Genomic DNA, 21313 nt, shown 5'->3' with positions numbered 1-21313 from the left:
GGCACGCCGAGCCGAACTGACACCGTTGAGGGCATCAACTGAACAATGTGACAAGTCGCAGCGGATGAAAGGGGTTCGCGCGATGACGATTACGACCACGGAATGGTTGATCTCCAGCGATGTGGCACACGAGGCCGCCTTCCGAATCGATCTACCCGAGGTCGGCCGCGGTAAATGGGTGCTGTCCTATCTGCCGACCGATCGTCGGGTGACACGGGCGCAGGCACTCGCGGGAATGGTTGTGGCGGAGATGATCCTGATGGACCAATTGGATCCGACCGGGCGGTTCGACCGGGAAATCGCCGAACTGCACGCCGCCGAACTGGGTCTGACGCTGTACGAGGTCATGTGCCTGCTCGCACTGCGAGCCAGAATCGGATCGGCGGATGCGGGGCGGTGCGATCCGGTGGACCGCGTCGCGCACGCGGCCGCGCGGGCCTAGACCACCAAAGACCAACTGGCGCTGCGGGTTCTGCGCCGACCCGCAGGGAACCGCGGCCGCCGTCTTCGAGGGGACGACGGCGGCCGCCGCCCGAGAGCTATCCGGCCTTCGCGACCAGCGCCGCTTGGGCCCGAGCGACCTCGCCACCGACCTTGTCCTCATCGACGGTGCGCACCTCGCCGTCGCGAACAACCGTGCGCCCGTTGACGATCAACGCGGCAAGCGGCGGCGCGGAGCCGAGGATCAACGCGGTCACCGGGTCGTCGATGCCCGCGTGTGCGGGCGTATCGAGCCGCCACAGCGCGAGATCGGCGAGCTTACCCGGTTCGATCGAACCGATCTCGGCAGCGCGCCCGAGCAGCCGAGCGCCGCCAATGGTGGCCAGTTCCAGCGCCTTTCGCGTACCGATCGCACGCGGCCCGCCCGTGGCGCGGGCGTACAACAACGCGTTACGCGGCTCCTCGATCATCGAACTGGATTCATTGCTCGCCGAACCGTCCACACCGAGTCCGACCGGCACTCCGGCCGCGACCAGATCCGCCGTGCGCGCGATGCCGGCACCGATGCGGGCATTCGAAGTGGGACAATGTGCCACACCGGTACCGGTTTTCGCCATAGTGCCGATGGCTTCGTCATCGAGGTGGATGCCGTGCGCGTACCAGACATCCGAACCGAGCCAGCCCAGCCGCTCCATGTACTGCGCCGGTGTGCAGCCGAATTTCGCCGCGCAGAACTCCTGCTCGTCGAGCGTCTCGGCCAGATGGGTATGCAGGCGCACCCCGAGATCGCGTGCCAGCAACGCGGATTCACGCAGTAACTCGGTCGTCACCGAGAACGGCGAACAGGGTGCGAGCGCGATCCGCAGCATCGAGTCGAACGACGGATCATGCCAGCGCGCAACGGCATCCGCGCTCGCGGCGAGGATCGCGTCGAGGGATTCCACCACCTGGTCGGGTGGCAGCCCACCCGAGCTCTGCCCGAGATCCATCGAGCCGCGGCACGGCTGGAACCGCAATCCGACCTCGGCGGCCGCGGCGATCTCCGCGCCCAGCAGGTCGCCGCCCGCGTGCGGGAAGACGTAGTGGTGGTCGGTCGTCGTGGTGCACCCGGTGCGCGCCAGCGTCGCGAGCGCGCCGGTCGCGGCGACGCGCACCGCGTCCTCATCGATGCCCGCCCAGATCGGGTAGAGCGTGGTGAGCCATTCGAACAGGGTGTTGTCCGCCGCCAGACCCCGGGTGATCCATTGGTAGAGATGGTGGTGGGTATTGACCAGGCCCGGCGTGAGCAGGCAGCCACGGCCATCGATCCGGTGCACATCCGCGCCGAGATCGGGCGCGTCGCCCGCGCCTACCGCGGTGATCCGGTTGTCGAGCACCGTGACGTGGCCGCGACGGTATTCGGTGCCGTTCGGATCGACAGTTGCCACGGCGCACCCGTCGATGACCGTCGTTGTCGTCATGCGCCTACGGTATCCATGCCGGTCCGGCTTCCGGGGCATCTTCACGTCGCACGGTGGCGTGGATGAGTCCGTAGGGCCGATCGTCGGCATGGTAGACCTCGCCGTGGTTCTCGATACCGAATCGACCCAGGTCATAGTCGAAGTGATGCTTATTGGGCGCGGCCAGCCGGATCTCGGCCAGTACCGGATACGCCGCCAGCGCGGCCTTGCCCATCTCGAACAGCGTCTGCTGCAGAGCCTTGGAATGCAGCGTCGCGAAGACCTCGACCATCCGCTGCCGAACTCCCGCGTACACCGCATCCCAGTCCACCCCGGTCGTGCCGGCGAAGCGCCACTGCGCGACCAAGGAGGTGGCGAGCATCCGGTCGCGGGTCGGCGCGAGCACGGTGAATTCGTCGGTGAGGAAGTCGGCGAACTCCGAACCGGTCGACTTGAGGATCACCAGATCCTGCACCCCACCGATGACCCAGGCCTGCTGCTGGTCGCCCTTGCCGGCCACGGTGACCGCCGCGGTCCGCACCTCGGGGCCTTGCCGCACCCAGGTGTGGTCGTGCTCGCCGCCATCGACCGTGACCCGCTGCCAGGCGTATTCGTCGACCTCGATGCGCGCACTGTGCACCGGATCGATCGCATCGACGAAATGCCCGGCCAGCGCCAGTGCGTAATCCTCGATCGGTTGCAGCCCAGGCTTCTTCGCGTACGCGTACGCGGTCTGCTTCTGAGTATCGGTCGGCAGCACCTTCGACTGGTCACCGGCGACATAGGCGTCGGCGAAATCGCCGCGCAGCACGGTGGATACGTTCACATCGCGGATCTCGTGGCGCGCGCCGTCCCGGTAGATCCGGACGATGCGGTTCTCCGCCTTGCCGTATCGGTTGTCCGACAGCACGATCGGCCCGGTCAGCTCCATGGCTCAGCTCCCTCGATAGGTGGAAAAGGCGAAGGGCGACAACAACAACGGGACGTGGTAGTGCCGCTCCTCGATGACAACGAAGGTGACGCAGACCTCCGGATAGAACGATTCGATCCGGCGCTGCGCGAAGTAGGAGCCGGTGTCGAACACCAGCCGATAGGTGCCGGGCGACAATTCCGCGCCGAGCGCGGCGATGCGGCCGTCGTCATCGGTGGTTCCCGAATCGAGCACCTCGGCGTCGCGATGGAGCACCACCGCGATACCGGCCGCTGGCGCACCCGCGACGGCATCGAGCACATGAGTGCTCAGCGTGCTCATGGCGCCACCTCGCTAGCGCTCGGTTCCGCCGCGACCGTGCCCATGGTTCGCTCGCCGCGCTCGCTCACGCCGACTCCCCCAGCAGTCGGCCGAGCCTGATCCGGTTGATCTTCGCCAATTCCGTTCGCATAACCCGCCTTTCGGTCTCCGGATCATTGCCGAGCCGGGCGGTGAGCAATTCGAGCAGCTCCGCACCGGACTTGCCGGTCGCGCACACCAGGTAGATGTGGCCGAACTTCTCCTCATAGGCCAGATTGCCCTCGGCGAGCCCGGCCCGCACCGCGTCCTCGGCCCCGGCCACTCCGGCCTGCTCGCGCGCCGACGCCGCGGTATCGGGCCTGGCGCCGATGCGCGGATGTCCGTCGAGGGCGCGATCGATCTCGTCCTCGGACAATTCCGCGAGCACCGCATCGGCCGCGTCGCAGACCGCGTCGATATCGGCATACGGCCGCCCGGCGACCAGCGACCGCGCCCAGACCGGCGACGAGCAACACCCGAGCACGGCCGCGACGGCCGCCGACTCCGGCAGCCCATTGAACTTCGCGAGGCCGACTCGGTCGTCTGTCATCGGACCAGCATCGAATACGACCACCCCGGTCGCCAGTCGAACGAGATAGATCACCTCCGGCGTGTCGTTTACCCGCGACCGTCGATGTCACACCATCTTTCCGTAACCCATCGGCTACACGACCGGACTACCGTCTCGACCATGGTGGTATCCGACGGCACCGCTCCCGATCCGGTCTGCGCGGGCATCGTCCTGGCCGCGGGCGCCGGTACGCGGTACGGGATGCCCAAGGCACTGGCCGAGGGCGGCGCGTGGCTGCGGTCGGCGGTGGCGGCGCTGCGTGATGGCGGCTGCGATCCGGTGATCGTGGTACTCGGCGCGACCGGACCGGCGCCGACGGCCGTCGACCTACCCGATGGCACCGATTATGTGTGGGCCGCGGACTGGGCGACCGGGCTCGGCGCCTCGCTGCGCGCGGGCCTGCGGGCCGCCGCGGGCACGCCCGCCGATTACGTCGCGATCATGCCGGTGGATACCCCAGATGTCGGCGCGGATGTCGTCGCCCGGGTCACCGCCGCCGCCTTCGCCGCGCCGACCGGCCTGGCTCGCGCTGTGTTCCACACCACACCCGGACATCCCGTTGTTATATCCAACAAGCATTGGACCTCGGTTTATCAAGCAGCCGTAAGAGATTCCGGCGCCCGGACCTATTTGGCCGGTAATAACGATATGGTGTGCGTCACGTGCGACGATTTGGCGACAGGCGATGATCGTGACTTCCCGGCCACGCCGCACGCGTGAGCGGAGCTGAACAGATGCGCGACATCGTCGACGACCTTTTGCGGGTATGGCATTCCGGCCGGACCGGCGGACTGGCCACCATCGTGCGCACTGTGGGTTCCGGACCGTTGCCGGTGGGCACATCGATCCTGGTGGATGCCAATGGCGCGGTCTATGGCTCGGTTCTCGGCGGCACCGTCGAGGCGACCGTGATCAGTGCGGCCACCGAGGCCGCGCGCACCGGTAGACGCGGATTGCAGCGCTTCGGGGTGCCGCCGGGCGAGCCGGGGCTGGACTCCGGCGGCATGGTCGATGTTTTCGTGGAGCCGTTCTCCCGCCGCGACTTTCCGGAATTCCCCACCGTCGCCGCGGAAATCGCCGCGCACCGCCGGGTCACGGTATTCACCGTGGTGTGGAATCCGGACCCGGATCTGATCGGACAGCATCTGGTCACCCCGAAACGGCATGCGACCGAACTCGTCGCACTGCCGGAATCCGATGTATTCGTCGCCTCGTTCCCGCCGCCGCCGCGAATGATCATCTTCGGTGCCAATGCCTTCGCCGCGGCACTCAGCGTGCAGGCCAAATTGCTCGGCTACCGCGTCACCATTTGCGACTCCCGCGACACCTTCGCAACCCTCGATGCCTTTCCCGGCGCCGAGGTGGTCGTCGACTGGCCGCACCGGTATCTGAATACCCTCGCGGCGGCCGGCGAGATCGATAACAGCACCGCGATCGTCGTACTCGGACACGATCCGAAATTCGAGATCCCACTGCTCACCGTGGCGCTGCGACTACCCGAGCTGGGTTATCTGGCCGCGAACGGATCGTGGTCGGCACACACCCGGCGCATCGAAGACCTCAAGGCAGGCGGCTTCGACGACGCGACACTCGCCCGCCTGCACTCCCCCGCCGGTCTCGATATCGGGGCACGCACCGCCGCCGAGGTCGCGGTGTCCATCACCGCCGAACTGCTTGCCGCCCGGTCTTATGAGACCGGGCAGCAGGCCACCGAAAATGCCGATGCCATACCGGAATTCGGCGCATATTCGGCCAATGCCTCGATAGCGCTCTAGCCGCGGAGCACTACTTCAGACCGGGATTCTCCGCGTACACCTCACGCAACACCGACAGGTCGAACAGCTGGTCGGCCTTGATATCGATCTTGGCAGTGCGCAACGCGGCGATATTCTGCTCGATCAGCTGATCGGTCATGGTCAGCAGACCGTTGGCGGTCGAATCCGCCGATACCACCAGGCCGTTCTGCGCGGTCGCCTCCTTGGTCTGCTCGGATAGATCGAGCTTCTGATCCTTGCCGTAGACCTCGACCGCGAGCCGGGCGGATTCGGCCGGATTCGCGACCGCGTCCTTCCAGCCCTTGATCTCGGCGATCAGGAAGGCCTTCAGCTTGTCGCGCTCCTTATCGATGGTGGACTGCTTGACCGTCAGGGTCTCGGCGACCAGCGGCAGGTTGTAGTCGGCGAAGAGGAAGTTCGTATTCTCGAATCCCTTGGCGGTCAAGGTGATCGGCTCATTGGTCACGTAGCTGACCCAGCCGTCGACCTCGCCGTTGGCCAGCGGTGTCGGATCGTATTGCGCGGGCACGATGGTGACATCGCCGGGCTTCATACCGTTGGCGGTCAGCAGGGCATTGAAGATCAGCTGGTTGGTGTCCTGCACACCGATCTTGCGGCCCTTCATATCCTGCGGGGTCTTGATCGGCTTGGCGGCGGAGCTGACGATGCAGAAGGGGTTCTTCTGATACGTGGTCGCGACGATCTTGGCGGGCAGGCCCTCCAGGATGGCGGGTGCGGTGGTCTGCGGCGCCGAGGTGCCGAGCCAGACCTTGCCGGTGTCCAGGCCCGCCTCGACCGAGGTGCTCGCGGCGCCACCGGCGATCAGATTCACCGAGCCGAATCCGGCCTCCTTGTAGTAGCCCTTGGAATCGGCGAAGTACTCGCCCGCGAATTCGATGTTCTTCAGCCAGGACAGCTGGATCGCGACGGAACCGTACTTGGATCCGTCCGCCACCGACCCGCCGGACGAGTCTTTCGAATCATCGCCACATGCGGCCAATAGGCTCGCACCGCCCAATGCGGCGCCAGCCAGCGCGGAGTAACGAAACAGGGATCGCCGGTTCAGGTTCGGCCCGAACGAAGAGCGTTGCACGGGTGTCATGGGCCGAATCTAGGGGGATTCCGTTTCAATTTCTTTACTTTGACGTTCCGAGCGCTGATTTGCGAAAAACTAACCGGTCAGCGGCGGCCCGCCTCGGGGCCGAACCGGGCCAGGACCAGATTTTCGATGACGCCGACGATCGCGTACAACAGCACCGAGACGATGGTCACGATCACGATCGAGGCCCACAGTTTGTTGTATTGGAATGTCGGGATGGCGCGAATCAGGCTGGCCCCCAACCCGGTTCCGCTGCCGAGCCACTCCCCGAGCAGCGCGCCGATCAGTGCGCCCGGTACCGAGATCCGCGCGGCCGCGAAGACCGAAGGCAATGCGGCGGGGACGGCGACCATGCGCAGTCCGGTCCAGCGGGACCCGCCGTACGCGGCCACCAGATCCATGGCCTGACGCGGTGCGTTGCGCAGTCCGGCCATGATCATCACCAGCGCCGGGAAGAACACTACGATCGCCGCGAGCACCGTCACACCGGCCAGTCCGCGCCCGAATACCAGCACGATGATCGGCGTCAGCGCCACCAGGGGCACCGACCGCAGCAGCATGGCGACCGGCATGAACGTCTGCTCGACCACCGAGAACGAGACGAACAGCGCGGCGACCACGAGCGCTGCCAGCATGCCGACGCCGAATCCGATGGCCGCATCGCGCAGGGTGATCTGCAGATCGTCGAAGATCGCCTGTCGGGCGGCATGTGCGCCCGAGGAGTTGAACAGGTACTTCCAGACATCGGTCGGCGTCTTGCCGACCCGTGGCCCGACCTGCGGGAATGCCTTCAGGAAGACGTACCAGATCACCAGCATCAGCAGTAACGCGGTGATCAGGGGAAACAGGAAGCGCCCGATACGACTCAGCACGTCGAACGTCCCGGCGGCGGCACTGCGTTGGGGCCGCGGGCTCTCCACAACGGCCGTAATCACTTTGTCCATCGGCGCACGTTCGTCAGCCATGGCACTCCTCCGAACGGGCCCCGCAGCGGAGCGTGGTCTCGCACTGTTCTGCCCGCCGCGCACCCCCTGGCCCGACGCGCGCCGGTTCACCGCCCGAATTCATCGGGCGACTGCACCCGCGGGGCGCCAATTGTGCCCAGCTCATCTCGCCTCCTGCGCGGTCCACGGGGTGACCAATCGGGCGACCGCCGCGACGATCGCGTAGCCGAGCCCCGCGAGTGCGGCGGCGGCCAGTGCCATCCCCCAGGTGCGCGGCACGTTATATGCGGTTTGCGCGGCGGTCAGTGCGACGCCGATGCCGCTGTCCACGCCGCCGAGGTACTCACCGATGATCGCGCCCAGCACGGCCGAGGGCGCGGCAATCTTCAACGCCGCGAACATGTTCGGCAGCGCCGCGATCGCCTGCACCCGGTAGAGCTGTTGCCAGCGACCGCCGCCGTAAGCCCGCACCAGATCGAGGCTGGCGACGTCGGCCGAGCGCAGTCCGGTGACGGTGCCGACCATGGTGGTGAAGAAGCAGTACATCGCCGCGAGGAAGACCGTCGGAGTGCGCCCGCCGAAGACCACCAGGATGATCGGACCGAGCGCGAGCAACGGGATGCAGTAACTGAGGATGGCCAACTGGGTAGCCAGCGGTTCGATCCATGGGATCAACACGATGAGGAACGCGAGCCCGATGGCCAGCGCATTGCCCCACACGAATCCCTTGAACGCGCCCAGCGCGGTGATCCGGAAGTTGGGGCCGTACAGATCCCAGCCGTCGGTGTACATGGTGTGCAGGACGGTCCACGGACTGGGGATCGTGCCGCCGGCGACCTCCATCGCGGCCAGCAGCCACCACACCGCGACCAAGCCGAGGACACCGATCAGTCCACCGATCCTTTTCATGACGCGCCCCCTTGTCGGCGGCGGCACACCACCACCGCGCGCGGCGGCCGATGTCGAGCAACCCGCTGCCACCCTGGGCGTGCGTGGGCCAGGCATCTGGTCAGGTCATGCCATCGCGGTTCACGGTTGTCACTCATGCCCACACCTCACGAACCGTTGCAGGCGGGCGCGATGCGATTCGCTCATGCGACACCACCCTTGCCGGACTTTCCGAACAGCAACTCCGATAGGTAGTCGTGCAGCTGGTGGAATTCCGGGGTGCGCATCATCTCGGGCGTGCGCGGGCGCGGCAGATCGATCTTCACCAACTCCAGCACCCGGCCCGGCCGCGGACTCATCACCGCGACGACATCGGAGAGGAATACCGCCTCCGCGATGCCGTGCGTGACCATCAGTGTGGTCGCGGGCTTCTCGGTCCAGATCCGCAGCAGTTCCAGATTCAGCCGCTGCCTGGTCATATCGTCGAGTGCACCGAAGGGCTCGTCGAGCAACAGCACCGTCGGCTTCACGACCAGGGCGCGCGCGATCGAAACACGTTGGCGCATACCGCCGGACAGCTGCGCCGGTTTGGCCTTCTCGAAACCCTCGAGCCCGACCAGCTCGACCAGATCCGCGATCAGCCCCGGATCCGGGGAGATGCCCGCGACCTGCAATGGCAGCTTGATATTGGATTCGACCGACCGCCACGGCAGCAGCGCCGAATCCTGGAAGGCGATGCCGAGTTCATGGCGGCTGCGCAGCTGGGCGGGGGTCTCACCGTCGATGAGCGCCTTGCCCGCGGTCGGGGTCTCCAGTCCGGCCAGGATGCGCAGCACCGTCGATTTACCGCAGCCCGACGGGCCGAGCAGGGACAGGAACGCCCCCTGCTCGGTATGCAGATCCACCGCGTCCAGCGCCTGCACCGTCTTCCGACCGACCCGGAACGTCTTCGTCAACCCGCTGATGTGGATGCCCGTCCCCCCGGTGGGCTCCGCGGTACCGCTCGCCGTGCTCATGACTCCAAACACTAGGAGCAGGTCGTTGCACGGATATTGCGAATCGCCACCCCAAATTGCGCAATCGTTACGTTGACCGGGGCCGCCGCAGCCAGGAACGCCCCACTCGTGTGGCGCTTCGAACTCGAACTGGCACCACCGGATAGCAGCACACTGTGCGAGCGCGCGGACGGCTCACTGTGCGAGGTGGGCGCAGACAGCTGGCCCAGAGAGTACGACGACCCAGGATCGTGAGCCCCGATGATGCGTTGACCGACGCCTCGACTGCACGGCGAATATATGTCCTCGCAAACCTTTCTCATACCTCGCACATCGACTCGCCGCACGAAACGCCGTCGCCAGAACACGAAAGTATGCGTGAAAACCAGCGGGGCTGGATTTGGCTGGGTGTGGGGGGGGTTAGTGCAGGGGGCGGGTGGTGGTGGGGTGTTTGGATCCGGGTGCGGCGAATTGGCGGGTTGGGATGAGAAGTCGAACGGCTCGGGTTACAGCGGAGGTGAATCCTTTCGTCGCGCTGCTCGACGCCAAGCTGCACATCGCGGGTTCGGAGATCCTGTGGCGCGAGATCATCGGCAACGGTTTCGGGCTGGCCGCCGCGGTCGGCGGTATGCGGCGGCGGGTGTGGGCGTGGCCGATCGGGGTCGCGGGCAATGCGCTGCTGTTCACCGTTTTCGTCGGCGGGGTTTTCCACACCCCGCAGCAGCTGAATTTGGCCGGACAGGCGGGTCGCCAGCTGATGTTCATCGCGGTCAGCGTGTACGGCTGGTGGAGTTGGTATCGGCACGCGCGCGCCGAAACCGGGCTCGAACACCGTGGTGTCGTGCCGCGCTGGGCCAGCGGGCGCGAACGGCTGCTGCTGGTGGCCGCGATGCTGCTCGGCACGGCCGCGTTCGCCCAGCTGTTCGCCCTGATCGGTTCCTATGGGCCGTGGGCGGAGGCCTGGATCTTCACCGGATCGGTCCTGGCGACCTACGGCATGGCACGCGGACTCGCCGAATTCTGGCTCATCTGGATCGCTGTCGATCTCGTCGGCGTGCCACTGCTGCTGAAGGCGGGCTACTACCCGTCCGCGACCCTCTATCTGATCTACGCGGGCTTCGTCGTTTGGGGCTTCGCGGTCTGGGTGCGGACCATGCGCACCACGGCGGCACCCGTGCCCACCGAACTCGCCCCCGCCCGAAATTAGTTTCGCAACCTCCGATGAATCGGCGCCGCGGCGCCGGTATGTACCCGCACAACCCATCGGAGGAGTGCATTCACGATGAAAATGACTGTTGGGCAGCGCTGGGTACTGGCGCTGACATCATTGGCGGCGCTGATGATCACGCTCGACGCGTTGGTCGTCACCACCGCATTGCCCGCGATACAGCGCGATCTGCGGGCATCGATCGCGCAGTTGGAATGGACCATCAATGCCTATGCCCTGAGTTTCGCGGTATTGCTGATGGCGGGCGCCGCGCTCGGTGACCGGTACGGCCGCCGACGCGTGCTGATGGTCGGGCTGGTGCTGTTCGGCGCGGCATCCGTCGGGTGTGCGCTGGCGCCGAGCCTGGGCTGGTTGATCGCGGCGCGTGCCGCGCAGGGCACCGGCGCGGCCGCGGTGATGCCGGTGGCGATGTCACTGCTCTCGGCGGCATTCGGGCCCGAACAGCGGACGCGGGCGCTCGGATTGTTCGCGGCCGTAAACGGTTTGGCCACCCTCGGCGGACCACTCGTCGGCGGCGCGGTGGTGCAGGGGCTGGCCTGGCAGTGGATCTTCTGGCTGAACGTTCCGATCGGTGCGGTGCTGGTGCCGCTGATCGCGACCCGGCTGAGCGAAAGTTTCGGCACGGCACGCGCAGTGGACTATCGCGGTATCGCGCTGGTGAGCCTCGCGGCATTCGGACTGGTCTGGGGTCTGGTCCGCGGCAATGAATCCGGTTGGGCCAGTGACGAAATCGTCGGCGCGTTCGCGGTGGCAGCGGTGGCGCTGGCCGGGTTCGTGCGATGGGAGCTGCGTACTCCCACGCCGCTGATTCCGATGCGCTTCTTCGGATCCCGAGCGTTCTCCGCGGGCAATGCGGTGGGATTGCTGCTGTTCGCCTCGATCTTCAGTGGCGCGTTCTTCTTCGCCCAGTTCCTGCAGTTGGTGCAGCACAATGGGCCACTCGGTGCGGGTCTGCGGTTGGCGCCGTGGACCGTGACGCTGTTCCTGGTCGCACCGATCGCGGGTAAGCAGGTCAACCGATTCGGCGAGCGACCGCTCATTGTCACCGGATTGCTCATGCAGGCCATCGGCTACGGCTGGATCGCCCTCACCGCATCCCCCGAACTGCCCTACCCCGCACTGATTCCGCCCTTCGTGATCTCCGGTATCGGCGTATCGATGGCGATACCGGCGGCCCAGAGTGCCGTGCTCCGCGCCGTCCCGCTGCCCGCCATCGGTGCTGCCTCCGGCACCTTCAACACCCTGCGCCAACTCGGCGGCGCCTTCGGCATCGCCGTGCCCGCAGCGGTTTTCGCGACGATCGGCGGGCTCGATTCGGTGCAGGCGTTCAGCGACGGTTTCGTCGGCGCGATCGGCACCGCCGCCGCACTCGCCCTGGCCGGGGCCGCGATCGGCCTACTGATTCCCGGCGGTACGCCGACCCCGCAGGACATCCCCGCTGACACCGCCGATCGACTCGGAGCAGCCTCATGACCAGCACCGATCACCACACATCCGCGGTAGGTTATGCCCCCATGACGGCCGGTGCGGATTTCGCCGCGCGCACAGCGTCATTGCGGCCCGAGCTGCTGGCGCACTGCTATCGGATGCTCGGCTCGATCCATGATGCCGAGGATCTGGTGCAGGAGACGATGCTGCGGGCCTGGCGCTCGGCCGATCGCTTCGACGAAGAGCGGGCCTCGCTGCGCACCTGGCTGTACCGGATCGCCACCAATGCCTGCCTGACCGCGCTCGAACAGCGCGGCAGGCGGGCACTGCCCACCGGGCTGGCCGGTCCGAGCGACACCCTCGTCATGCGTCCGCGCAAGCATCCCGAAATCCCCTGGGTGGAACCGATTCCCGACGCCCTACTGGGTACTTCGGCCGACGATCCGGCGACCGTGGTCGCCGCCCGCAGCGGCATCCGGCTGGCGTTCATCGCGGCGCTGCAATATCTGCCCGCCCGCCAGCGCGCGGTGCTGATCCTGCGTGACGTGCTCGCCTGGTCCGCGGCCGAGGTCGCCGACCTGCTCGAAACCTCCCCCGCCGCCGTCAACAGCGCATTGCAGCGCGCCCGCGCCCAATTGGAGAAGGACGCCCCGATGATCGACCTGATGTCGGAATCCCTGAGCCCGGACGAGCGCGCCATGATCGATCGGTACATGTCCACCTTCGGCAATGCCGAAATGGCCGAATTCGCCGAGCTTCTGCGCGATGACGTGGTGCTCGAAATGCCGCCCGCCCTGCTCTGGTTCGCCGGACGTGCGGATGTGGTCGCATTCTTCGCCGATAAATGCGGTTCGGCACCGGACCGCTGGCGCGGCATACCGACCTCGGCCAATACCCAGCCCGCCGTGGCCTACTACCTGCGCGACGACGATGACATCTACCGGGCACACTCCATCCACCTGCTCACCCTGCGCGAGGCGGCCATCGACCGGATCACCGTCTTCGTCGACGCCACCCTCTTCCCGAGCTTCGGCCTACCCGCGATCCTCTGAATACGCACCCGATCGGGATCCGCACGCATCGGTGCTTCAGGGCTTCGGTGTCCCCGCAGCAACGGCGAACAGCCGCCCGCCGCATTGGCGGTTCGGTCGAACCGATAGCCGAGTTCGGTCGTGTGCCCGGCGAAGAGACACCAGGTCGAGGACGCGAGCAGGGCGGCCAGGTGTCCCGATCGGGTTGCTCGGCTTCCGCTGGCGCGTCAATGCCCGGCGGTGCCACACCGCTCGACCTTGCCCCCGATTCACACGATGTCGACCCGAACCCCCGCCGCCCGAATCGTCGCCACCGCATCCGGATTCGCGTCCGCATCGGTGACCAGCACGTCGACCTGCTCGATGCCGCAGATGCGGGCCAGTGCCGAACGTTCGAGCTTGTCGGCGGTCGCGACGACCATTACCTGGCCCGAGCGCCGCACCATCTCGGTCGTCACGCCGGCTTCGTCGATATGGCGACACTGCGCACCGCCCTCGGCGGATATCGCGTTCACCCCGAGAATCAGTGCGTCCAAACGCAATTCGGCCAATGCCCGTTCGGCCAGCGGGCCGTGCAGCTCATAGGATTCGCGCCGGGCGACACCGCCGAGCACAATGGTGCGCATATGCGGTCGCAGGACCATTTCCCCGGCGATATTGAGTGCGTTGGTGACGATGGTCAGCTGATCTCCGCTGGCATTGGCCAGGTCGGTCCGTCCGGCCAGCGCGCGCGCCACCGCGGTCGTCGTGGTGCCACCGTTCATCCCGACCACCGCACTCGGTTCGATAAGTCCCGCAGCGTGTTCGGCGATCCGCTGCTTGGCCGCACCGCCGCCCTGCCGGTAGCGGGCGGGCAGGTCGTAGGCGATCGACGTCGCGACCACGCCGCCGTGGGTTCGGGTCGCCAACTGCTGTTCGGCGAGTGCGGTGAAATCGCGGCGTACCGTCGCCGGTGATACCCCGAGGCGTTCGGCGGCCTCCTCGACCGAGAGCCGCCCGGAGTCGGCGAGCAGTTCCAGCAGTCGGTTCCACCGCTGCGGCCGATCCGTCGGTCCGGTCATCTCACGCCCTCCCGGCCACGCGGGTGACCTGCTGTTTTTCCATGCACGCAAATAATCTGACCACAGGCACGCGCCGACCGTAGAGATTCGGTCGCCGTATTGCCAAGCCGGACACCCACATCACCGTGCCCGCAATCCGTCGAGCACGATCTCGACGACCCGATGCACGGCAGCCGCATACGATTCCCCCGCGCGGGTATAGATCTGCAGGGTCATCAGCGCCGCGACCTCTCCCGGCTCGATATCGGAACGCATGTCACCGTCCTGCTGCGCCTGTCCGGTCATCCGCGCAATCAGCTCGACAATCCGCCCCCGCACCTCGTGCAATCGCGGATCCGCCTGAATCTCGGCATGCAAATTGGGTTCGATCGCCGCGGCCAGCCCCCCGACCCGCCGCTGCGCACAGTCGTGCAGAAACCGCGATAGCGCGGGCCACGCCGCACCCTCCTCGGCCAAGGCCGTGGCCGCCAACTGCGCCAGCTCCGCCAGGTAGGACTGGGCGGTCTCGGCGATCAGCGCATCCCGATCGGGAAAGTGCCGGTACAGCGTGCCGACACCGACACCGGCCCGGTCGGCGATCTCCTTCATGGGCACATCAACGCCCTGCTCTCGGAACGTCACCAGCGTCGCGGCGATGATCTGGTCCCGATTGTTCCTGGCATCGGCCCTCTTCAGCGCGGCCGTGGCCCTCACCTCCCAGACTAAGTGGACGAAATCCTTCCGCTTACTGTACGCTCCCTACTAACCGGACGAAATTCGTCCACTTAACCGAAAGGTGATGTCATGAACAAGACGGTGCTGATCTCCGGCGCGGGTATCGGTGGATCGACGCTGGCGTATTGGCTGGCCGAGCGCGGCTTCCGCGTGACCGTGGTCGAGCGGGCCACGGGCCAGCGCTCGAGCGGAAATCCGGTCGACGTGAAGGGGCCCGCCATCGATGTGGTCGAGCGGATGGGCATCATGCCGCGCCTGCGGGCCGCGAGTTCGGCTGTGTCCCAGATGAATTTCGTCAATGCCAGCGGCCGTCGGGTCGCCCGAGTCGATCTGAAGGCATTCCAGGGATCGGCGGGCGACCGCGAAGTCGAGGTCCCCCGAGCCGATCTCGCCGCGATCCTGCTCGACGCCAGCCGCGACAATGCCGAATTCCTGTGGGGTGACACGATCACCGGACTGAGCCAGCACGCCGACGGCGTTGATGTCACCTTCGAACACGCCCAACCCCGCCGCTTCGACTTCGTCATCGGCGCGGACGGTCTGCATTCCACGGTGCGGCGCCTGACCTTCGGCGACGAGTCCGAATTCGTCCGGCATATGGGCATTTACATCGCGACGGTGCGGATCGATGAGCCGTTCGGCAGCGACCAGGAGGTGCTCATCTACAACACACCGGGGCGGGCGCTGTCCGTACATCCGACGAACGGGCAGGCACTGGCTGCATTCATGTTCCGACACAGGGGCGTACCGGGATTCGACCACCGCGATAGCGAGTTGCACAGGCGGCTCGTTATCGAGGCATTCACCGATCAGGGCTGGCGCGTCCCCGAACTGCTGGATCGGGTGCGCGATACCGACGACCTCTTCTTCGACTCCGTCAGCAAGGGCGAGTTGGCGCGGTGGTCGGATGGACGCATCGCACTGCTCGGGGACGCCGCGTCCTGCGTATCCCTGTTCGGCGACGGTTCCACCCTCGCGATCGCCGGTGCGTACACCTTGGCCGAGGAACTGGCGGCCACACCCGGGGATCACGAGGCCGCATTCCGGCGCTATGAGACCCGGCATCGAGTGCTGGTCGATCCCAAACTCAACGGTGTCGCCACTGCGGCATCGATGCTCATTCCGGCGACGAAAGCCGGTATCGCACTGCGCAATACTGCGACTCGTGTCATCCCGGCTGTCACGGCGATCCGCAACAGGATGCGGACCGCCGTATGAAGGGATCCACCCGGCGCTGATAAACGCGCCGGGTGAATACCACAGTCGGCCGAAAGCCGCCCGCCCGCACCGAGATACATATTCCGAGCGGGTACCTCGCAGACCGGATAGGTTGCGCTCTCTTTTCCGATGAATCGCGGAGCTGCCGCCGAAACGACGAGCAATGGAATCGCGACAGAGCGGCCGTCCGCCGAATCAGGTCAGCGCGAGACCGGAATTCACGAAATAGGCGATCTCCTCGCATATTTCATCCAGCGATACCTCGGCATCGGGGTGGGTGGTCCGCACCAACTCCTGGGCCAGCGAATTCACCGCCCCGATCACCGCCAGTGCGAACAGATCGAAGCGCCGCGGCATGGTCTCGCCACGCTCGACAGCGCGTTCGGCCTCGTTGATCAGCAGCGATGACAGCAGGCGGCGCTGCTGCCCGCGCCACTCCTCCACTGCCGAACTGACACCGACCACCTCGACATAGCACACTCGCGCCGACCGCCGATCCGCACACGTCACCTCGAGATAAGCACGGAAACCGTCGATAACCCGGCTGGAAAGCGGTTGCCCCGCCGTCTTTGCCATGCTGTCCAACGCCCGTTCGACCGCATGCGCGGTAATGCGATTGACCAGTGCGATCAATAATGCCTCGCGGCTGCCCATATCTTCATAGAAACTGCGCGTGGAGACATTCGCGACGGTACACAGCCGCTCGATCGAGGTGGCCGAATAGCCCTGAGTGCCGAATAATTCGAGCGCGGCATCGATGAGTCGTGCCTGCCGCTGGGCCACCCGCTGCTCCTTGGACAGCCCGCCGTAGCTGCGGCCCTCCCTGGGTTCGTCATCCTGCCGTGCCACGGATTCGATGCTACCGGGTGGAAGTGCCCGCCCCGGTCCGCCGACATTCGGATGACCGCTACCTCCGCGAGCTCGCGACACGAAAAGGCGGGTGGCACATGGCCACCCGCCGATCCCGGGCGATTACTTGACGCTGCCCGCGGTCAGCCCCGCGACCAGGCGCTTCTCGATGAATGCGAACAGGATGACCACCGGAACGATGCCCACGGTCGAGATCGAGAAGACGTACTGCCAGGCCGTGTCGTACTGTCCGATGAATTTGGTCAGCGCCACCGACAACGGCTGATTCTCCGGGGTGGTCAGCACCACCAGGCTCGCCGCGAACTCGTTCCAGCAGGCCACCACCACGAAGATCGTCGCGGTGACGATGCCCGGCCACACCAGCGGCAGACTCACCCGGACCAGGATCTGCCACCGACTCAGACCGTCGAGCTTCGCGGCCTCCTCGATCTCCACCGGAACGGCGGCGAAGAAGCTGTGCAGGATCCACACCGCGAACGAGAGGTTGAAGGCCGCGTTCACCAGGATCATCGCCAGCCAGGTGTCATTGATGCCGAGGGTGAAGAACTCTCGGATCAGGCCGGTCACCAGTACGGTCGGCTGCAGCATCTGGGTGACCAGCACCAGCGCGAGGAATATCGCCCGGCCCGGAAACTTGTGCCGCGCGGTGTAATACGCGGCCGGAATCGCGACGGCCAGCACCAGCACGGTGGCACATACCGAGATGATGATCGTGCTCACCAGATTGAACGGCAGCGGCGTCTCCGGGGTGTCCCACATGGTGGCGTAGTTGTCCGGATGCCAGGTCTCGGGCAGATAGGTCGGTGGGATGCGCAGGATTTCGGCGCGACTCTTCAGCGAGCCGAGCACCATCACCACGAACGGCGTCAGGAAGATGACCGCCAGCACCACCCCGACCGCGGTGAGTTCCCAGCGCCGCCGCCGCGCCCGCCCGCTCGGCACCTCGACAACCGTGGTGTCCGGCGGGATTTCCACACCGTCGATGTGTATATCCGCCTGCGTGGTCATCGGCTCACCTCGCCTCGGTAGGTGCACATGGTGCTCATCAATCCACCTGCTGCGTCGGTTTGATGATCTTCACGTAGATCGCGATGATGACCACGATCAGCACGAAGTTGAGCACGCTCATGGCGGCGGCGGTATCGAGCTGTTGATTCTGCCGAATCAGCTTGAAGGTCAACGTCGTTGTCGTATCCGCGCCGAAGCCCGCGATGCCGCCGGTGATCACCTGCAGAATGGGCAGCGAGTTGAACACATTGATGATGTTGATAATCGTCGCCACCGCGATCGCCGGACGCAGCTGCGGCAGGGTGAGATACCGGTAGCGCTGCCAGGCGCTGGCGCCGTCGACCCGGCCCGCCTCCTCGATCTCGGCCGGAATCGATTGCAGCCCGGCCAGAATCGTGTAGGTGGTGAACGGAATCGAGACGAAGCACGCGACGCCGATCGCCACCAGGAATGCGGGCGTCGGCTGTTTGGTGAAGCCGTAGCCGCGATCCAGCAGCCCGATATCGACCAGAAACCGGTTGGCGATGCCGACATCCGGATCGAGCATGTAATAGAAGATGGTCGTCGTCATGACCACCGAGGCCGCCCACGGCACCAGGATCGCCATGCGCACCGCGGTGCGTCCCGGGAAATCCTTGTTCAGAAACTGCGCCAGGCCCGCCGAGAGCACCAGGGTGATCAGCACGACGCTGACCACCCAGACCACGGTGTGCGCCAATACCGATCCCAATTCGCTGATATCGAAGAGGTTCCGGTAATTGGCCAGCCCGGCCGGACCGCGGTCCTGACCGTAGGCGCTCAGGTCCCGGGTGCTGGTCCAGACCATATAGCCGACCGGGAACGCGACAATGGCCGCGATCAGCACCAGGGCGGGCCCGATCCACGGGGCCGCCCGCAGCGTCGAATTCTTCGCTATCCGCACCCGAACCGCTCCGCCCGATTCCCGGCCCGCCCGGGGCCTTGCGTGGTCAAGCGCCCCACGCTACTTCGTTGCTTCCTGAATACGCTGCAACACCTGGCTCGGGTCCGCACCCTGGGCGATGGTGCCCATCTGCTGATGCATGGCACCCTGCGCCGCGGCCCACTTCGGATTGTTGCTCGGATAGAACTTGGCCACCGGCAGAGTCGCCGCGAAGGCCTTGGTCACCGGGTCGTCGGCGAGCACCGTGGTGGCACTGGTGGTAATCGGAATGAAGTGCTCGTTCTTGACGAAGTTCGAGTACACATTCGCCGAGTAGAAGAAGTCGAGGAACTTCTTGATCGTCTCGGCCTTCTTACCGTCCTTCTTGAAGGCCATCAGGTGATCGGCCACACCGAGGGTGACGGGTGCGCCGTCCTTGGTCGGCGAAGGCGCGGTGGCGTATTTCAGTCCCGGATTCTTATCGGCGATCTGGGCGATGGTCGGCGGCAGACCCTCGATCATGCCGATCTTGCCCTGGATGAAGGAATTGATGACGTCCTTGCGGTTGGTCGCACCCGGATTCGGCTGGGTGACCCCGGCGTCGATGATCTCGCGCATGGCCTTGACCCCCTCCAGATTCTGCGGGGTGTCCACGGTGATCTTGTCGCCCTCGGACCAGTTACCGCCCGCCCCGAAGGTCCACAGCGAGGTCTCGGCCTGCGATTCCTCACTGCCCAGCGGCAGGCCGTAGCCGGAGACGCCGCCGCCGAGCGCCTGGATCTTCTTGGCGGCATCGGTCAGTTCGGCCCAGGTCTTGGGCGGCGTGGTCACCCCGGCCTTGGCGAAGAGGTCGGTGTTGTAGAACAGGGTGCGGGTCGAGGCGAACAGCGGCATGGCGTACTGCGTGCCGTTCAACGAGGCGTTCTTGGCGAAGCCGGGCTGCACGTCCGAGAGCACGTTCGGCGAGACCACCTCGGAGGCGGGGTAGAGCATGCCATCACCGGCGAAGCTGGCATATGCGTCGATATTCAGCAGGTCCGGGGTGGTGGAGGTGGACTGCAGCTTGGTCTTCACCACATCGTTGATCGAATCCCACGACTCCAGTTGCAGCTTCACCTTGTAGTCCGGGTTCTGCTTCTGGAAGTCATCGATGATGCGGTCCCACAGCGCCTTCGTACCGTTGGCGCCGTCGCTGTAACTGGGGGCGAGGAAGTTGATCGTCTTTTCCGAGTCGGCCGAGTCCTTGGAGCCGAAGCCGCAGGAGGAGACGGCGAGCGCGAGGCCGGTCACCATCGCGATCCCCGCGAGTACGCCGTGGAGGGGTCTTTTCACGAGCAGAACCTTTCAAATTTTCACTCCGGGCGTCACTGGACCGCCGATGATGGAGCGAACGAATCGACTGTCCAACAATGTAGACCCCATAGTGATCACATGTGACTGATTCGCTCGTAAATTTGACATGAACGATCACATGGGGTGATTCTGTTGTCGTGCCGATTTCCGCTCACCCCACCCCCGTGACTCATCTGGCCGCCGAAGTCGCCACCCAGCCCGACGACTGGGTCCGCGCCGAGACCATCGCCGCCGAATACCGCGCCGTACTGCCCCAACCGGGCGAGCGCGTCGCCGTCATCGGCTGCGGCACTTCGCTGTTCATGTCCCGCGCCATCGCGTCACTGCGCGAGGGCGCGGGCCAGGGCCTGACCGACGCCTGGCCCGCCAGCGAGGTCCGCGGCGGTCGCGACTACGACCGCTACCTCGTCATCTGCCGCTCGGGCACCACCACCGAGGTGGTCAATGCGATGCGGGAGATCCCGGAAGCCATTCCGCGCACCGTCATCTGCAGCAGTCCGGGCACCCCGGTACTCGACCTCGGCGATCCGATCCTGATCGACGAGGTCGACGAACTGTCGGTGGTGCAGACCCGCTTCGCCACCACCACGCTGGCCATCCTGCGCTGGCATCTGGGCGAGGATCTGCGTCCGGCGATCGAGCAGGCGCGGGCCGTACTGGCCGAAGACCCGGCGCAGGCTTTGGCCGCTGTGCGCCGTGCCGAGCAGATCAGCTTCGTCGGGATGGGCTTCGCGGCCGCGATCGCCGAGGAGGCGGGCCTCAAACTGCGCGAATCCTGCCAATCCTGGACCGAGTCCTACCTGCAGACCGAATACCGGCACGGACCGATCAGCATCTCCGCGCCGGGCCGGGCCGTCTGGGCCTTCGGGCCGCTGGTCCCGAATTTCGCGGCCGATGTGGCCGTCACCGGGGCCACCTTCGAACACCGCGATATCGACCCGATGGCCGATCTGGTCCGCGTCCATCAGCTCTGCGTGCTGCGCGCCGCCGACCAGGGTCTGGATCCGGACCATCCGCGCAACCTCAACCGTTCCGTCGTGCTGGATCAGTGATCGGCCGGTAACGGGAACTACTGTGCC

22 protein-coding genes are annotated in these 21313 nt (G+C 66.0%); 8 read left to right on the top strand and 14 right to left on the bottom strand.

All coding sequences use genetic code 11. The annotated features are described in order from the left end of the window. Nucleotides 1-82: 82 nt before the first annotated feature. Entirely contained in the window at nucleotides 83-442 is a 360-nt protein-coding gene (locus ACQP2D_RS04020) for a hypothetical protein (RefSeq protein ID WP_433682379.1), read from the top strand. Nucleotides 443-539: 97 nt separating this feature from the next. Here the strand turns inward: ACQP2D_RS04020 and ACQP2D_RS04015 are convergent, their stop codons facing one another. From ACQP2D_RS04015 to uraD, 4 genes are all read right to left on the bottom strand, one after another. After that, nucleotides 540-1901: an 8-oxoguanine deaminase gene (locus tag ACQP2D_RS04015; protein WP_433682378.1), complete on the bottom strand. Its 1362-nt coding sequence runs from the start codon at nucleotides 1899-1901 to the stop codon at nucleotides 540-542. A 4-nt stretch (nucleotides 1902-1905) separates the two neighbouring features. Beyond that, a complete protein-coding gene (gene pucL, locus ACQP2D_RS04010) occupies nucleotides 1906-2811 on the bottom strand; it encodes a factor-independent urate hydroxylase (protein ID WP_433682377.1) in 906 nt (301 codons plus the stop codon). Between the two features lie 3 nt (nucleotides 2812-2814). Then, nucleotides 2815-3132 (bottom strand): hydroxyisourate hydrolase, encoded by a 318-nt coding sequence (uraH, locus tag ACQP2D_RS04005; RefSeq protein WP_433682376.1) that lies wholly within the window; start codon nucleotides 3130-3132, stop codon nucleotides 2815-2817. 64 nt (nucleotides 3133-3196) lie between these two features. Further along, nucleotides 3197-3700, bottom strand: a complete 504-nt coding sequence (gene uraD, locus ACQP2D_RS04000; RefSeq protein WP_433682375.1) for a 2-oxo-4-hydroxy-4-carboxy-5-ureidoimidazoline decarboxylase — start codon at nucleotides 3698-3700, stop codon at nucleotides 3197-3199. Nucleotides 3701-3841: 141 nt separating this feature from the next. Between uraD and ACQP2D_RS03995 the strand changes: the two genes are divergently transcribed. Further along, entirely contained in the window at nucleotides 3842-4441 is a 600-nt protein-coding gene (locus ACQP2D_RS03995; RefSeq protein ID WP_433682374.1) for a nucleotidyltransferase family protein, read from the top strand. Beyond that, nucleotides 4438-5496 carry an XdhC family protein gene (locus ACQP2D_RS03990; RefSeq protein WP_433682373.1) on the top strand — a complete coding sequence of 353 codons (1059 nt, stop codon included), beginning with the start codon at nucleotides 4438-4440 and terminating at the stop codon, nucleotides 5494-5496. The genes ACQP2D_RS03995 and ACQP2D_RS03990 overlap by 4 nt, the downstream gene beginning before the upstream one ends. 10 nt (nucleotides 5497-5506) lie before the next feature. Here the strand turns inward: ACQP2D_RS03990 and ACQP2D_RS03985 are convergent, their stop codons facing one another. The 4 genes from ACQP2D_RS03985 to ACQP2D_RS03970 form a co-directional block, all read right to left on the bottom strand. Then, nucleotides 5507-6598, bottom strand: a complete 1092-nt coding sequence (locus ACQP2D_RS03985; RefSeq protein WP_433682372.1) for an ABC transporter substrate-binding protein — start codon at nucleotides 6596-6598, stop codon at nucleotides 5507-5509. Between the two features lie 77 nt (nucleotides 6599-6675). Further along, the gene (locus tag ACQP2D_RS03980; RefSeq protein WP_433685518.1) at nucleotides 6676-7413 is read right to left on the bottom strand and encodes an ABC transporter permease; all 738 of its coding nucleotides are present in this window, start codon (nucleotides 7411-7413) and stop codon (nucleotides 6676-6678) included. Between the two features lie 288 nt (nucleotides 7414-7701). Beyond that, nucleotides 7702-8448: an ABC transporter permease gene (locus ACQP2D_RS03975; RefSeq protein WP_433682371.1), complete on the bottom strand. Its 747-nt coding sequence runs from the start codon at nucleotides 8446-8448 to the stop codon at nucleotides 7702-7704. 182 nt (nucleotides 8449-8630) lie between these two features. Continuing rightward, nucleotides 8631-9443, bottom strand: a complete 813-nt coding sequence (locus tag ACQP2D_RS03970; protein WP_433682370.1) for an ABC transporter ATP-binding protein — start codon at nucleotides 9441-9443, stop codon at nucleotides 8631-8633. Nucleotides 9444-9939: 496 nt separating this feature from the next. Here ACQP2D_RS03970 and pnuC point away from each other — a divergent pair, with 496 nt between their 5' ends. The 3 genes from pnuC (at nucleotide 9940) to ACQP2D_RS03955 (ending at nucleotide 13130) form a co-directional block, all read left to right on the top strand. Beyond that, on the top strand, nucleotides 9940-10629 hold the full coding sequence (pnuC, locus tag ACQP2D_RS03965; protein ID WP_433682369.1) for a nicotinamide riboside transporter PnuC: 690 nt from the start codon (nucleotides 9940-9942) through the stop codon (nucleotides 10627-10629). Nucleotides 10630-10704: 75 nt separating this feature from the next. Next, entirely contained in the window at nucleotides 10705-12123 is a 1419-nt protein-coding gene (locus tag ACQP2D_RS03960) for an MFS transporter (protein WP_433682368.1), read from the top strand. Continuing rightward, complete coding sequence (locus ACQP2D_RS03955; protein ID WP_433682367.1) at nucleotides 12120-13130, top strand: sigma-70 family RNA polymerase sigma factor; 1011 nt, start codon at nucleotides 12120-12122, stop codon at nucleotides 13128-13130. The genes ACQP2D_RS03960 and ACQP2D_RS03955 overlap by 4 nt, the downstream gene beginning before the upstream one ends. Nucleotides 13131-13378: 248 nt before the next feature. On the opposite strand, the gene ACQP2D_RS03950 is transcribed toward ACQP2D_RS03955, so the two are convergent. Then, on the bottom strand, nucleotides 13379-14170 hold the full coding sequence (locus tag ACQP2D_RS03950) for a DeoR/GlpR family DNA-binding transcription regulator (protein ID WP_433682366.1): 792 nt from the start codon (nucleotides 14168-14170) through the stop codon (nucleotides 13379-13381). Between the two features lie 120 nt (nucleotides 14171-14290). Then, a complete protein-coding gene (locus ACQP2D_RS03945) occupies nucleotides 14291-14863 on the bottom strand; it encodes a TetR/AcrR family transcriptional regulator (RefSeq protein WP_433682365.1) in 573 nt (190 codons plus the stop codon). A gap of 90 nt (nucleotides 14864-14953) precedes the next feature. Here ACQP2D_RS03945 and ACQP2D_RS03940 point away from each other — a divergent pair, with 90 nt between their 5' ends. After that, complete coding sequence (locus ACQP2D_RS03940; RefSeq protein ID WP_433682364.1) at nucleotides 14954-16102, top strand: FAD-dependent monooxygenase; 1149 nt, start codon at nucleotides 14954-14956, stop codon at nucleotides 16100-16102. Nucleotides 16103-16297: 195 nt separating this feature from the next. Here ACQP2D_RS03940 and ACQP2D_RS03935 read toward each other — a convergent pair whose 3' ends face one another. The 4 genes from ACQP2D_RS03935 to ACQP2D_RS03920 form a co-directional block, all read right to left on the bottom strand. Next, nucleotides 16298-16951, bottom strand: coding sequence for a TetR/AcrR family transcriptional regulator (locus tag ACQP2D_RS03935; RefSeq protein ID WP_433682363.1), 654 nt, complete (start codon nucleotides 16949-16951; stop codon nucleotides 16298-16300). Between the two features lie 123 nt (nucleotides 16952-17074). Next, the gene (locus tag ACQP2D_RS03930; protein ID WP_433682362.1) at nucleotides 17075-17980 is read right to left on the bottom strand and encodes a carbohydrate ABC transporter permease; all 906 of its coding nucleotides are present in this window, start codon (nucleotides 17978-17980) and stop codon (nucleotides 17075-17077) included. Between the two features lie 37 nt (nucleotides 17981-18017). Beyond that, nucleotides 18018-18902 carry a carbohydrate ABC transporter permease gene (locus ACQP2D_RS03925; protein ID WP_433682361.1) on the bottom strand — a complete coding sequence of 295 codons (885 nt, stop codon included), beginning with the start codon at nucleotides 18900-18902 and terminating at the stop codon, nucleotides 18018-18020. A 60-nt stretch (nucleotides 18903-18962) separates the two neighbouring features. After that, nucleotides 18963-20213 carry an extracellular solute-binding protein gene (locus tag ACQP2D_RS03920; RefSeq protein WP_433682360.1) on the bottom strand — a complete coding sequence of 417 codons (1251 nt, stop codon included), beginning with the start codon at nucleotides 20211-20213 and terminating at the stop codon, nucleotides 18963-18965. Between the two features lie 158 nt (nucleotides 20214-20371). On the opposite strand from ACQP2D_RS03920, the gene ACQP2D_RS03915 reads away from it, so the two are divergent. After that, on the top strand, nucleotides 20372-21286 hold the full coding sequence (locus ACQP2D_RS03915; RefSeq protein WP_433682359.1) for an SIS domain-containing protein: 915 nt from the start codon (nucleotides 20372-20374) through the stop codon (nucleotides 21284-21286). The last annotated feature ends 27 nt before the right edge of the window (nucleotides 21287-21313 follow it).

The organism is Nocardia sp. CA-119907, from assembly GCF_050955995.1.
Taxonomy (GTDB): Bacteria; Actinomycetota; Actinomycetes; order Mycobacteriales; family Mycobacteriaceae; genus Nocardia.
Note: the sequence above shows the minus strand (reverse complement) of the source record. Positions and strands in the feature narration are given on the sequence as shown.

Excerpts from the sequence above, each read along its gene's own strand:
- ACQP2D_RS04020 (WP_433682379.1), top strand. The coding sequence starts at position 83 with ATGACGATTACGACCACGGAATGGTTGATCTCCAGCGATGTGGCACAC.
- ACQP2D_RS04015 (WP_433682378.1), bottom strand. The coding sequence starts at position 1,901 with ATGACGACAACGACGGTCATCGACGGGTGCGCCGTGGCAACTGTCGAT.
- pucL (WP_433682377.1), bottom strand. The coding sequence starts at position 2,811 with ATGGAGCTGACCGGGCCGATCGTGCTGTCGGACAACCGATACGGCAAG.
- uraH (WP_433682376.1), bottom strand. The coding sequence starts at position 3,132 with ATGAGCACGCTGAGCACTCATGTGCTCGATGCCGTCGCGGGTGCGCCA.
- uraD (WP_433682375.1), bottom strand. The coding sequence starts at position 3,700 with ATGACAGACGACCGAGTCGGCCTCGCGAAGTTCAATGGGCTGCCGGAG.
- ACQP2D_RS03995 (WP_433682374.1), top strand. The coding sequence starts at position 3,842 with ATGGTGGTATCCGACGGCACCGCTCCCGATCCGGTCTGCGCGGGCATC.
- ACQP2D_RS03985 (WP_433682372.1), bottom strand. The coding sequence starts at position 6,598 with ATGACACCCGTGCAACGCTCTTCGTTCGGGCCGAACCTGAACCGGCGA.
- ACQP2D_RS03980 (WP_433685518.1), bottom strand. The coding sequence starts at position 7,413 with ATGCTGGTGATCTGGTACGTCTTCCTGAAGGCATTCCCGCAGGTCGGG.
- ACQP2D_RS03975 (WP_433682371.1), bottom strand. The coding sequence starts at position 8,448 with ATGAAAAGGATCGGTGGACTGATCGGTGTCCTCGGCTTGGTCGCGGTG.
- ACQP2D_RS03970 (WP_433682370.1), bottom strand. The coding sequence starts at position 9,443 with ATGAGCACGGCGAGCGGTACCGCGGAGCCCACCGGGGGGACGGGCATC.
- ACQP2D_RS03960 (WP_433682368.1), top strand. The coding sequence starts at position 10,705 with ATGAAAATGACTGTTGGGCAGCGCTGGGTACTGGCGCTGACATCATTG.
- ACQP2D_RS03955 (WP_433682367.1), top strand. The coding sequence starts at position 12,120 with ATGACCAGCACCGATCACCACACATCCGCGGTAGGTTATGCCCCCATG.
- ACQP2D_RS03950 (WP_433682366.1), bottom strand. The coding sequence starts at position 14,170 with ATGACCGGACCGACGGATCGGCCGCAGCGGTGGAACCGACTGCTGGAA.
- ACQP2D_RS03940 (WP_433682364.1), top strand. The coding sequence starts at position 14,954 with ATGAACAAGACGGTGCTGATCTCCGGCGCGGGTATCGGTGGATCGACG.
- ACQP2D_RS03930 (WP_433682362.1), bottom strand. The coding sequence starts at position 17,980 with ATGACCACGCAGGCGGATATACACATCGACGGTGTGGAAATCCCGCCG.